This is a genomic window from Rhodococcus sp. C26F (genome assembly GCF_053345925.1).
Genome location: NZ_JBKFBA010000046.1, coordinates 17,605 through 30,196, shown reverse-complemented (window position 1 = coordinate 30,196; position 12,592 = coordinate 17,605). Strand labels below are relative to the sequence as shown.

The 12,592-nt window shown below is 66.6% G+C and carries 9 protein-coding genes and 2 pseudogenes; 6 read left to right on the top strand and 5 right to left on the bottom strand.

Going from position 1 to position 12,592, the window contains the following annotated elements; genetic code table 11:
• Positions 1-202: 202 nt before the first annotated feature.
• The gene (locus tag ACLBYD_RS27005; RefSeq protein WP_447818850.1) at positions 203-1,618 is read right to left on the bottom strand and encodes an aldehyde dehydrogenase family protein; all 1,416 of its coding nucleotides are present in this window, start codon (positions 1,616-1,618) and stop codon (positions 203-205) included.
• A gap of 141 nt (positions 1,619-1,759) precedes the next feature.
• On the opposite strand from ACLBYD_RS27005, the gene ACLBYD_RS27000 reads away from it, so the two are divergent.
• Genes ACLBYD_RS27000 through ACLBYD_RS26990 form a run of 3 tightly spaced genes read left to right on the top strand, consistent with a single transcriptional unit; the run spans position 1,760 to position 5,252 of the window.
• On the top strand, positions 1,760-3,976 hold the full coding sequence (locus tag ACLBYD_RS27000; protein ID WP_447818849.1) for a pyruvate, phosphate dikinase: 2,217 nt from the start codon (positions 1,760-1,762) through the stop codon (positions 3,974-3,976).
• Positions 3,976-4,626, top strand: coding sequence for a hypothetical protein (locus ACLBYD_RS26995; protein WP_447818848.1), 651 nt, complete (start codon positions 3,976-3,978; stop codon positions 4,624-4,626). Before ACLBYD_RS27000 ends, ACLBYD_RS26995 begins: the two co-directional genes overlap by 1 nt.
• Positions 4,623-5,252, top strand: coding sequence for a TetR family transcriptional regulator (locus ACLBYD_RS26990; protein ID WP_447818847.1), 630 nt, complete (start codon positions 4,623-4,625; stop codon positions 5,250-5,252). Before ACLBYD_RS26995 ends, ACLBYD_RS26990 begins: the two co-directional genes overlap by 4 nt.
• Here ACLBYD_RS26990 and ACLBYD_RS26985 read toward each other — a convergent pair.
• Both ACLBYD_RS26985 and ACLBYD_RS26980 read right to left on the bottom strand, forming a co-directional pair.
• Positions 5,236-6,825, bottom strand: a complete 1,590-nt coding sequence (locus tag ACLBYD_RS26985) for a long-chain-fatty-acid--CoA ligase (RefSeq protein ID WP_447818846.1) — start codon at positions 6,823-6,825, stop codon at positions 5,236-5,238. The genes ACLBYD_RS26990 and ACLBYD_RS26985 overlap by 17 nt on opposite strands.
• Positions 6,822-8,078, bottom strand: coding sequence for an acyl-CoA dehydrogenase family protein (locus ACLBYD_RS26980; protein WP_447818845.1), 1,257 nt, complete (start codon positions 8,076-8,078; stop codon positions 6,822-6,824). Before ACLBYD_RS26980 ends, ACLBYD_RS26985 begins: the two co-directional genes overlap by 4 nt.
• A 232-nt stretch (positions 8,079-8,310) precedes the next feature.
• Between ACLBYD_RS26980 and ACLBYD_RS26975 the strand changes: the two genes are divergently transcribed.
• On the top strand, positions 8,311-8,943 hold the full coding sequence (locus tag ACLBYD_RS26975) for a TetR/AcrR family transcriptional regulator (protein ID WP_447818844.1): 633 nt from the start codon (positions 8,311-8,313) through the stop codon (positions 8,941-8,943).
• Entirely contained in the window at positions 8,943-10,277 is a 1,335-nt protein-coding gene (locus tag ACLBYD_RS26970; protein ID WP_447818843.1) for a phosphotransferase family protein, read from the top strand. Before ACLBYD_RS26975 ends, ACLBYD_RS26970 begins: the two co-directional genes overlap by 1 nt.
• A 174-nt stretch (positions 10,278-10,451) precedes the next feature.
• Here the strand turns inward: ACLBYD_RS26970 and ACLBYD_RS26965 are convergent.
• Positions 10,452-10,723: pseudogene (locus ACLBYD_RS26965) on the bottom strand (transposase); the annotation flags it as partial.
• A gap of 47 nt (positions 10,724-10,770) precedes the next feature.
• On the opposite strand from ACLBYD_RS26965, the pseudogene ACLBYD_RS26960 reads away from it, so the two are divergent.
• Positions 10,771-11,321, top strand: a pseudogene (locus ACLBYD_RS26960) (IS630 family transposase); the annotation flags it as partial.
• A 34-nt stretch (positions 11,322-11,355) separates the two neighbouring features.
• Here ACLBYD_RS26960 and ACLBYD_RS26955 read toward each other — a convergent pair.
• Positions 11,356-12,579, bottom strand: coding sequence for an acyl-CoA dehydrogenase family protein (locus tag ACLBYD_RS26955; RefSeq protein WP_447818842.1), 1,224 nt, complete (start codon positions 12,577-12,579; stop codon positions 11,356-11,358).
• Positions 12,580-12,592 lie beyond the last annotated feature (13 nt).

Genomic DNA, 12,592 nt, shown 5'->3' with positions numbered 1-12,592 from the left:
CGACGGTCGATAAATCGACCGGTAGCCGCCATCTCGATGATCGAGTAGGGCGAGGCCCCAAGGCCGAGCCCGTATCGAGATCCCGTGAGCTGCTTATGGACTCGCGTCCACACTGACCTCACCGGGTCTCGATACGCGACTCGCCTAGGGGCTCGCCGCACTCGATCACCAACGACAGGACCGCTTTCCTAACAGGACCTGACTAATTCTGGATCGATTTGGTTTCGAGGAACTCCTCGAAACCGAATCGGCCGTACTCGCGGCCGTTGCCGGACTGCTTATAGCCGCCGAACGGGGCGCGCAGGTTGGTGCGGGCCCCGTTGATCGAAATCTGCCCGGCCCGAATGCGACGGGACAGCTTCCGGGCGCTGTCGGCATCGGCCGACCAGATCCCGGCCGCCAGACCGTACGGAGTGTCATTGGCGATCGCCACCGCCTCGTCCACGGTCCGGTAGGTCTCGATGACAAGCACCGGTCCGAAGATCTCCTCGTTGCGGATGGTCATCTCGGGTGTGACATCGGAGAACACGGTCGGCCGGACGTAGTACCCGGTGTCGATCCCCTCGACGGGATCGGCGCCGCCGGTCACCAGGCGAGCCCCTTCGGTGGTCCCCAGTTTGATGTAGTCGAGGACCCGTTCGAGCTGGGTCCGCGACACGAGGGGGCCCAGCGCGGTGTCCTCGGACCCCGGATCGCCGACGACCAGCGAGTCCGCCTCCACCTTGGCCAGGCGCTCCACCTCGGCCAGGAGATGCTCCGGGACCACCAGGCGCGTCAGCGCCGAGCAGGTCTGGCCGCTGTTGGCCATCGCCGATCGGACGATCCGCGGCATCGCCGTCGGCAGGTCCACCCCGTCGAGCACGATGTTGGGGCTCTTGCCACCGAGTTCGACGGCGACTCGCTTGACGTTGACCGCCGCGGCTTCGCTGACCCGCTTACCGGCCTCGGTCGACCCGGTGAACGAGATCATGTCGACATCCGGATGGGCGGCGAGCGCATGCCCGACCGTCGAGCCGGTACCGCTGACCAGGTTGAACACCCCGGCAGGCAGACCCGCCTCCTCGATCACCTCGGCCAGCACCCAGGCGTTCAGCGGAACCACCTCGCTGGGCTTGAGCACCACGGTGTTGCCGGCGGCCAGCGCATAGGCGACCTTGGCCGCGATCTGGTGCAGCGGATAGTTCCACGGGGTGATCGCACCGACCACCCCGATCGGTTCGCGCACCACGGTCGAATGGCCGATCTCCTCCTCCCAGTCGAACCCCGTCGCGACCTCGGCCGCCTCCCGGAAACTGGCGACCGGGAAACCGACCTGCACCTGTCGGCTCATACTCAGCGGCGAGCCCAGCTCGGCGGTGATGAGCTCGGCGAGCGACTCCGCCCGCTGCTTAAGGCCGTCGGCGATCCGAGTCAGAAACCGGCACCGCTCGGCCACCGGCGTCGCACTCCAGGAGTCGAGCGCACTCCGGGCGGCGCTCACCGCCGCGTCCACATCCGCTTCGGTGCCGGCCGGAACCGTCCCGATCACCGTTTCCCGCGCCGGATCGACGACCTCGATCGTCTCGGTGCCGTGGCTTTTCACCCATCGACCGTCGATGAAGATGTTGTCTTTCTGCATGGCGCACACGCCTCTCACTTGACTGAACATTCCGACCCCCCTACAAATATTACAGTTACAATATTAACTGGATCACATGCGGCGCGCAGACCGCCCTCAGTCACAGCCGTCGGCTGCCGCGTCCCTCACCCGGAGGTACAGATGACCCGAGTCGTCGCGCTCGATCACGCTCGAAACCTTGACCGTGCCCAATTGGGCGGAAAGGGCTACGGCCTGGCCCAGATGATCGCCGCCGGCATCGAGGTGCCGCCCGGCTTCGTGGTGACGACCACGGTGTCCCGCGAATTCGACCGCACCGCAACACTTCCCGACGGACTGCCGGCCGAGATCCAGGCGGCGGTCGCCGGTCTCGAGGCCTCGCGAGACCGACGCCTCGGCGACCCGGCCGCCCCGTTGCTGGTGTCGGTCCGCTCCGGCGCCCCGGTCTCCATGCCGGGGATGATGGACACCGTCCTGAACCTCGGGATGACGCCGCAGGTCCGTGACGCACTGGCCGAACGGACCACTCCGGAGTTCGCCTGGGACGTCTACCGCAGATACCTGGAATCCTTCGGCACCATCGTGCTCGAGATTCCGCAGGCGGAGTTCGACGCCGCGGCCGAACGCGCCACCGGCGATCTCCCGCTGAGCGACCTCAAGCGAACCCGGCTGACCTCCGCCGCCTACGAACTCGTCTACGACGGCCAGGGATACGACCTGCCGATCGACCCCCACCGTGCGCTGGAACAGGCGGTCATCGCAGTGCTGCGGTCCTGGTCGAACCCGCGGGCGAAGGCCTATCGGGAGATGAAGGGCATCAGCGACGATCTCGGCACCGCCGTGACCGTGCAGTCGATGGTGTTCGGCAACCTCGATGAGCGCTCCGCCACCGGGGTGCTGTTCACTCGCGACCCCAACACCGGCGAGAAGACGCCGTTCGGCGATGTTCTCTTCCAGGCCCAGGGTGAGGACGTGGTCTCCGGACGGTTCGCGACCAGCCCGGTCAGCGACCTCGGTGCACGTCTGCCGGAGGTGTGGGAATCGTTGTGGGACACCGGAGCCCGACTGGAGCGGATGGTCGGTGATGTGGTGGACATCGAGTTCACCGTGGAGTCCGGCCGGTTGTTCATCCTGCAGGCCCGAGCCGGGATGACGACCCCGACGGCCCGCGCCCGGATTCAGGCGGATCTGGCGCGCGAGGGCATCATCGACGCGCCGGCGGTCCCGGCCGAGGTCATCTCGACCGCCACTGTCCGGTTGGACCCGGATCGTCCCCAGATCGAACTGGCCACCGGCATCGCCGCCACCCCCGGTGTGGCCAGCGGGGAGATCTGTGTGACGGCCGAGCGCGCCCGGGAACGTGCCGACGAGGGGCATGCCGTGATCCTCATCCGGCCGGAGACCTCCCCCGACGACATCAGCGGCATGGCGGTGGCCTGCGGGATCGTCACCGCCCGCGGCGGGCTGGTCAGTCACGCCGCCGTCACCGCCCGAGAGCTGGCCGTGCCGACCATCGTCGGCGCCGAAACCGTCGTCGTCACCCCGGACGGGGTCCGGTTCGGCGACACCTATCTCTCCGAGGGCGACGCCGTCACCGTGGACGCCGACACCGGCCGGATCCTGCGGGGGCGGCTGATCATCGAACCGGAGACCTCCGGGCCTGCCGCCAACGGGACCGAGGCCGCGGCGGCGAGCACCAACGGTGCCGCACCGGCTGCAAACCCCGACTCCAACGGATCCGCCGGCGGCCCGCAGGCCCCGGACGTCACGCCGCTGCTCGTGCTCCATGCGCTGCGCGTCTCCGGCCTGGCCGGCACCGACCGGGTGGCCGCCGTACTGCTGGCTCCGGCCGAGTCGGTCACTCCGATCCTGGCGGAGCTGGCGGACGAGGGCTTCGTCAAGGAGACCAAGGGGCGGCTGGCCGGCTGGATGCTGACACCGGCGGGACGCGCTCACCACGAGGAGCGGATCCAGGTGACCGATCCCTCTGACCGCGACCGCCTGGAACAGGCCGACGAGGTCTTCTGCGAGATCAACGGCGCCTTCAAACAGGTCTGCACCGAATGGCAGATGCGCACCGTCGACGGGGAGGCGGTACCCAACTCCCATGACGACGCGGACTACGACGGCAAGGTGCTCGACGCATTGACCGAGCTGCACTCGCAGGTCTGCGATCTCACCGCCGACCTCACTCGGTGGCTGCCCCGCTTCGCGAGCTATGAGCCACGGCTGGCGGCCGCCCTTGAACGCGCCCGCTCCGGCGACGTCTCGGCCGTCGCACGTCCCATGTCGGGGTCCTACCACGACACCTGGATGGAGCTGCACGAAGATCTCATCGTGACCCTCGGGCGGGTCCGGACCGCACGGGACGGTGGCTGATGGCCGCCGCCTCGGGATCGGGCCTGGATCCGGTCGCCTCGCTGCATCGGGTGGCCCGACTGCAGCGCGGCGCCGGATCACCGGCCGCCGAGCACCTGTCGGCGCTGTACAACCGGATGCTCGGCGAACTCGTCGGTGACCTCGATCTACTGCTGACCGGTCTGGATCCGGCGTTCGAACTCAGCTCCGAAGACGGCTCGACATCGGAGCCCTCGATCCTTGATCACGACGCCTTCACCGCGCGGATGGCGGCCTACGTGCGCTCACCGGTTGTGATGTGGATGGCGTGGGAGCAACTGGCCGCGACGCCAGAGACCATCTCCGGCTACGGCACGCTGGTCAAGGTCTCCCCCGACGAGACCGGCCGGCCGGTGGCCGTCGTGTCGTCGAAACGCTGTGCGGTCTTCCTGGACTTCGATCGGGGCCGTCTCCGAAGCGAACGGATCTTCGCCGGAGCGTCGGTCACCCGGTCCATCGCGACCGACGATCCGGCGGCGACCGTGTGGTTTCAGGGTCGCGAGCGAGCGGCGAAGGCGGCGCGAGAGGTCGACCACCGGATTCGTCGGTCCCGGCCTGACACGGTCGGAGGACCCAGGTCCTCCCCGGACCGGCCGACCCGCCGCACAGTAATCAGTAGCATCGAGCCGTGAAGCAAAACCAGGCTCCCGGTCGATCCACCGGCACGCAGCCGGTCGGTCGGCCGGTCGGCGGCGGCGGTGGCGAGTCCCGGAAGAACATCCTCCACGCCGCCATGGAAGTGTTCGGCAAGAACGGCTACGACGGATCGAGCATCCGGGAGATCAGTTCCATCGCCGGCATGACCCACGGCACGACGTACTTCTATTTCAGCTCCAAGCCGGAGCTGTACAAGGCCGCCTACGAGGAGGCCCTGGCGGAGACCTTCCGGTACTTCAGCGATGCGGTCGACGAGGCCACCGAGACGAGCCTTCCCGAGGCCATCGCCTCGATGCTCGATGCCGCGGCCGACCGGATCAGAGCCAAGCCCGAGGTCTCCCAGATGGCGCTGCGTTATCGGACCGACTCACGGATCTCCGACGACGCCGGCCGGGAACGCCCCGGTGACACGGACGAGTTCCTGGACCGCCTCATCAACCAGGCGGTGGCCAACGGCGAGATCGCCCCGGAGGATCGCGACGCCACGGTGGAAGCCGTCTCGGTGATGCTCTGGGGGCTCACCATCGTCGGTCTGCGGAGCCGCACCGATCTCGAACTGGCGGTCAAGGGGCTCAAGGCGCTGATCAACGCGCAGGACTGAAGTCCTCCCGCAGCCGGAACTTCAGGATCTTCCCGGTCGCATTGCGCGGCAGTTCGGCCACGACCATCACGGCGGTGGGCTTCTTGTACGACGCGAGATGCCGGGCGCAGTGGGCGATGACGTCGGCCTCCTGCGGCGGATCCGCCGGATCGACCGGCACGATCACCGCCAACGGTGTCTCGACCCACTTCGGATGGGGGACCCCGATCACCGCCACCTCGGCGACCTGCGGATGACTTTCGATCGCCGCCTCGACCTCGGCGCTGTAGATGTTCTCCCCGCCGGAGACGATCATGTCTTTCATCCGGTCGACGACGGTGACGAACCCTTCCTCGTCCATCACGCAGAGGTCGCCGGAGTGGAACCAACCGCCGGCGAAGGCGGCCTCGGTCGCCGCCGGATTGTTCCAGTAGCCCAGCATCGTGGTCGGTCCGCGGTAGACCGCCTCGCCGATCTCACCGACCGCGACATCGGCCCCGTCGGCACCGATGATCCGCATCTCCACATTGGGCAGCGGCCTTCCGACACTGCCCATCTTCCGGATCGCGTCCTCGCCCGGCAGCGCGCAGGTCACCGGGCTCATCTCGGTCTGGCCGAACATGTTGAAGTTGGGTTTTCCGGGGAACTTCTCTGCCATCCGTTGCAGGACCGAGCGCGGCGCGATAGACGCTCCCCAGGAGATGCGGCGCAGCGCCGCGGTGCGTTCGGTGACGCCGGGGACCTCGCACAGTTCCCGCCACTGGGTCGGCACGAAGTAGCACGAGGTCACTCGTTCACGTTCGAGCAGATCCACCGTCGCGACCGCATCGAAGCCGTCCGAATCGGCGATGATCGAGCGACCGCCGGTCAGCAGGTACATGAGGATGCCGGCGAGTCCGGCGATGTGGAACAGCGGCAGGCCGGAGTACCAGCATTCATCCTCGTCGCCGACCCCCTGCAGCAGCGAGCAGTTGACCGAGTTCATCAGTAGGTTCTGGTGACTGAGCACCGCCCCCTTGGGGCGCCCGGTGGTCCCGGAGGTGTACATGATCACCGCCGGATCGGTTTCGCGCAGCACGTCTTCGGGGATCACGCTGCCGTCCGGATCGAGCAGTTCCTCGTAGTCCTCGCTGTCGATCCTCGCCGACGCTTCGACGGGCCCGACCGTGATCACCTTGCGCGCGGTCCCGCCGGACAGCGCCGGGCCGGCCGCAGCAAGACCCGAGCCGTCGGTGATGAGCACCTTCGCCCCGCTGTCGGCCAGGATGTAGCCGATCTCCGGCGCCACCAGCCGGAAGTTGACCGGCACGGCGATCGCACCGAGTCGCACCACGGCATAGAAGGATTCGAGAAACTCGATGCGGTTGCGCATGAGGATCGCCACGCGATCCCCATGGCGGACGCCGCGGGTCCGCAGCGACCGACTCACCCGGTTCACTCGCTGATCGAGTGCTCGATAGGACAGATCGTGGCCGCCGAAACTGAGCGCGGTCCGGTCGGGCCGGACTCTGGCATGCCGGGCCACCTGATCGGCGATCGTCATCCGGCGATGCATCTGCCACGTTCCGGTCCCGGGCGCTTTCGGGTCGGTCATTTCGACTTCGGTTTTCCGAATCCGAGCAGGTAGCCGGCGATCCGACGGATCTGGATCTCCTCGGTGCCCTCGGTGATCCGGTACCGCCGGTGATGCCGGTAGATGTGCTCGAACGGCAGATGGCGGCTGTAGCCCATCCCGCCGTGGATCTGCATCGCCTGATCCGCGGCGTCACACACGAGCCGATTGGCCCGGTAGTTGCACATCGACACCCGGTCAGAGATTGGGAGCGGATCCTCGATCTCGTCGAGCCGCGCGGCGGTTTCGCGGATGAGGCTCCGCACCATCGCGGCTTCGGTGTGGAGTTCGGCGAGCGGCCACTGGATCGCCTGGCGTGCGGCGAGCGGCTGGCCGAAAGTCTCGCGCCGACCCGCGTAGGCGGCGGACTCGTCGATGCAGTACTGCGCCGCGCCCAGACTGGACGCCGCCTGCCGCAGCCGGTTCTCGTGCAGGAAGGCCTGGGCCACCACGAGTCCCTGGCCTTCGCCACCCAGGATCGCCGCATCGCTGACCCGCACCTTCGACAGCGTGACGTCGGCGTGGTCGGTCGGCATGTTCAGGGTCCAGCGGAAGCGATCGATGGACAAACCGGCGGTGTCGACCGGAACCACGAAGGCGGTGATACCCAGGGCCTCACCGGGGGCACCCGAGGTCCGGGCGAAGACGATGTCATGGGTGGCCGCGTGCATACCAGTGTTCCATCGCTTCTCACCCGTGATCACCCAATCACTGCCGGAGCGCTCCGCGACGGTCTTCATCCAGGTGGCATCCGACCCGTGGTCCGGCTCGGTGAGCCCGAAGGCCAGTCGACGCTCGCCTGTGACGCTGGCCTCGGCGAACTCCTCGATCTGGGCGGCGGTGCCGTACCGCAGGATCAGATGGGTGGCGGGAAAGTTCCCGACCACCGAGGACTCGTCCTGCAGATCGTTGTGCAGTCCGAGTCCCTTGTGGGCCAGGTGTTCCCGGATCGCCGCCATCGCCGCACTGGTCGCGTCGCCGCCGCCGACCGCTGCCGGCAGGTCATAGCGGAGGTACCCGGCGGCATCGGCCCGGCGCCGCATCTCGGCGAGCAGCTCTTCCCATTCGGGCCGGGGCTGACCGTCGTTGTCGAAGTCGGTCCGCGCCCACTCCCGGCGATAGTCGAAGAAGCGTTCATTGTCGTCCTGGGCCTGCAGCGGGCGGATCTCCGCCTCGATGAAGGCGTCCAGGCCTGCCAGGAAACGGTCTAGGTCGGCGCTGATACCGGCAGTCATAGAAACTCCCATCGAGAGCGGTGCTGATCGTTCGTTCACTACCGCTGACGTTAGGCCGGAAAGACCGAGGAGCACAAGCCCCGGGACTTGCGACCGGCCAGAATACGCGATTTAACAGCAATTAATTCACCCCGTCGCTGCCTTCCAGCCCCGAAGTACGGACAGCCTACTCGCGCAGCCCGCCTCAATCGGATATGAATATGAACGATCGCTCAGAGCACTTGGAGGCGCGATGAAGACCAAGCACCCGGGGTCGGCCGACAGTTCGGCGATACGTTCCGGCGACGATCCGGTTGCCGCCTCCCTCATCGAGGCCGCGGTACGCACCATGTCGGCGAAAGGCTATTTCGGTACTTCGGTACGTGACATCGCCGCCGCAGCCGACGTCTCGGTGGGTACCCTCTACAACCACTTCGGCTCCAAACATGACCTGCTGGCACTGATCCTCAACCGCGGGATGGACGACCTGGTGGCGAGCACCGAGGACGCGCTCTACCGCGCCACCGCGTCACCGGCGGATCGGCTGGTCGCGATCACCGGGGTGCACGTCCGGACCCATGCCGCCTCACCTCGCGAGAGCCTGCTCGGGAACAGTGAATTGCGGAGCCTGGAGCCGGCGGCGCGCGAGTTGATCGTCAGCAAACGGGACGCCCAGCAACGGATGTTCGATCGCGTCCTGGTAGACGGAACCGAGCAGGGCGTCTTCGACACCGAGACCCCGATCGATTCGGCGCGCTTCATCGTCTCCGCGTGTACCGCCGTAGCCACCTGGTTCCGCCCTGACGGGCCGTTGACCGTCGACGAGGTCGTGGCCCGCTACCAGAGGATCGCACTGAACACTGCCGGATACCGAGGAGAGCTCTGATGACCCACCCCCTGGCAGCAACGATCGCCGATCGACTGGCTGTCGTTTTCGAAAAACCTTGCCGGGTAACCGACCTCGCGCTGTTGACCGGCGGAGCGAGCCGGGAGACCTGGCGGTTCACCGCGACCTCGGACGACCGGGCCGATGAGCTGATCCTGCGCCGGGACCCACCCGGCGCCGAGGAACCCGAGCGCATGCGCATCGAGGCCGCCGCGATCACCGAAGCCGGTCGGCAAGGGGTCCCGGTACCGACGATCCTCGATGCCAACGCCGATCCCCGCGGGATCGGACCGGCGTACCTCATCATGACCGCGCTCGAGGGCGAGGCACTGCCGAAGAAGCTGCTGCGCGACCCGCAGTTCAGCGAGATTCGCCCCCGTCTGCCCTACGAGATGGGCCGGACCCTGGCGCGGATCCATCAGATGGATCCGGCAGCCGTCCCCGGTCTCGCCGACGAGGATCAGCTCGGTGCGCTGTTCGACCAGTACGCCTCGACCTCACCCCTCCCGGTTCTGGACCTCGCCTTCCGCTGGCTGACCGACCACAAACCGACCTCCGACCGTCACACCGTGGTGCACGGCGACTTCCGGAGCGGCAACCTCCTGGTCTCCGCCACCGGCATCGAAGGGATCCTCGACTGGGAACTGGCCCATCTCGGTGACCCGCTGGAGGATCTCGGTTGGCTGTGCGCCCGGGTGTGGCGATTCGGCGCCGCCGGCCCGGTAGGCGGCTTCGGCCCCCGCGAAGAGCTGGTGCGCGGTTACGCCGACGAGTCCGGAGTGTCGATCGACGTCGCCGACATCGAGTGGTGGGAGATCTTCGCGGCGGTTCGGTGGGCCCTCATCTGCCGCCAGCAGGCCGACCGGGCGACGACCGAGGGAGGCGAGAAGACTCTCGAACTCCTGGCCATCGGGAGACGGCTGTCCGAGTCGGAGTCCGACATCCTCGACGCCCTGGGCTGGAGTCCGGCCCGTCGTGACCTCCCGGCGCCCGCGTCGGCGGACGACGACCTGTTCGGTCGCCCCGGCATCGGCGAGTTGCTGACCGCCACCCGGGAGTACATCGTGTCACTCGGCGAGCGGGCCGGTGGTGCAGACCGCTACCAAAGTCGCGTTGCGGCCCATGTTCTTTCGCTTGCCGAACGCGAGGTCCGCGCCGGCACGGTTGCCCGGGAGGAACATGCCCGGCTGCTCGCCGACTCCGGTTTCGGTTCCGAGTCCGACCTCGCGCTCGCCATCCGCTCGGGTGCGGTGGACCCGGCACGACCCGATGTCGCCGAGGCGATCCGCTCCGCGGTCGAGTGGCGTCTCGCCGTCGCCAATCCGCGTTACTGATCCGTCGAACCCGACCGAACTTCTTTGCGGCGATCTGCAGGCGTGACGTGGATGTTGATTTTCGTCGATGAGGTGCCGAGTCCCCGTCAGACCGCCAGTGAGGTCTGACGGGGTGGGCCGTCCCTGGGCTCGGGAGTGTCAGCTTTCCGGTGGATCCGGTTCTGGCGCATCGGTTTAGTTCTCACTCGGGGTGATCCGGCCCTCGAACGTGATAGCGAAAGCGTTCAACGCCGGCTTCCACCTCGCTGCCCATCGTGCTCTTCCCTTCCCCGTCGGGTCCAGAGCCCGGGTCGCCAATACAGACACTTCAACGCGGCTTGCTCGTTGGGGAAATGCCCGCGGGCCCGGATCGCCCGGCGGTATCGCGCGTTGATGCTCTCAATCGCGTTGGTACTGCAGATCACGCGTCTGATCTCGGGGTCGTAATCGAGGAACGGCACGAATTCGCTCTGGTGTTCTGTGTCGACTGGGGTCCCTCTCGCTTGCGGGGGCGAAGTCGCAGATCCAGGCGTTGGGCCGGTCGAGCCGGTATTGCCGATGATGTCCGGCGTGCCACAGCGGATGACCTCTGATTACGTGCGTGCCGGCACCACCACCGTGTTCGCCGCCCTCGACGTCGCGTCGGGGAAGGTGATCGGGTCGCTGCATCGCCGCCACCGTGCCGACGAGTTCACAAAGTTCCTCATGACCCTGGACAAGCAGACCCCGCCGGGTCTGGATCTGCATCTGGTGCTCGATAACTACGCGACCCATAAGACGCCGACGATCAAGGCGTGGCTGTTGGCACATCCACGCTTCCATCTGCACTTCACCCCGACCGGGTCGTCCTGGCTCAATCTCGTCGAGCGGTGGTTCCCCGAGTCGACCCACAAGCAGATCCGCCGCGGGGTGCACAAGTCGATTCAGGCTTTGGAGAAGGGCATTCGGTCCTGGATTACACAGTGGAACACCGATCCGAAGCCCTACGTGTGGACGAAGACCGCGGACGAGATCCTCGAACGTCTCACGTCATATTTGAACAGCATTCCTGATTCAGAACACTAGAGACCGGTTTGCAGTTTCTGTCCGATCTTCGGTATCAGCGCGGTTGCCCCGCTGCTGCATCCCCCGTTCTTGCTGAATTCATCCGTGCGCGAGTCTGGCCGTCTTGTGATTTCCACGCGATGTCACGGCCGATGATTTCCTTCATGATCTCGGTGGTACCGCCGTAGATTGTTTGGATACGGCTGTCGACGTACGCCCGTGCGATGGGATATTCCATCATGTAGCCGTAGCCTCCGTGCAGCTGCACGCATCGATCGACGACCCGCTTCTGGAGTTCGCTCGCCCACCACTTGGCCTGGGCGGCTTCGACGGCGGTGAGGTCCCCTTCGTTGAGAGCGAGTACCGCGTTGTCGATGTACGCCTGGGTGACATCGATCTCGGTGAGGAGTTCGGCCAGGACGAAGCGGGTGTTCTGGAAATCGCCGACGGACTGACCGAAGGCCTTGCGCTCGAAAACGTAGGTTCTGGTCCACTCGTAGGCGGCGCGGGCGCTGGCGATGGCGCTGACCGCGATCGACAGCCGTTCGCGGGGTAGGCGTTCCATCAGGTGGATCAGGCCACGGCCTTCGGTGCCGAGAATGTTGGCTGCGGGGACTCGCACGTCGACGAATGACAGTTCGGCGGTGTCCTGTCCGGCGAGCCCGACCTTCTTGAGTTTACGTCCGCGTGTGAACCCGTCCATATCTCGTTCGACGACGAAGAGGCTGTATCCGCGCGAGCCGGCGTCGGGATCGGTCCGTGCGGCGACGATCACCAGGTCCGCGTGGATCCCGTTGGTGATGAAGGTCTTCTGCCCGTTGAGGATCCAGCTGTCGCCGTCGCGGACGGCAGTAGTCTTGATTCCCTGTAGGTCGCTGCCGGTGCCGGGTTCGGTCATCGCGATGGCGCAGATGAGTTCACCGCTGGCCATGCCGGGTAGCCATCGCTGCTTCTGCTCCTGCGTGCCCAGATCGCACATGTACGGGATGGTGATGTCGTCCTGGGTTCCGAGGCCGGCACCGAACGAAGTGGTGCCGGTACGGGCAATTTCCTCTGCCACGATGTACCGGTACCGGTAGTCCTGCTCTCCGGGGCCGCCGAACTCTTCAGGAACGGATAGGCCGATGATGCCTATCTTCCCGGCGGCCAACCATGCAGCTCGGTCGATCAGCCGCTCCTCTTCCCACTCCTCGTAGTGGGGGATGATTTCGCGGGCAAGGTATTCCCGGACGGTTTCTCGGTATGCCTCGTGGTCTTTGCTGAAAATTCTGCGTCGCATAGCTTCTCCCTCG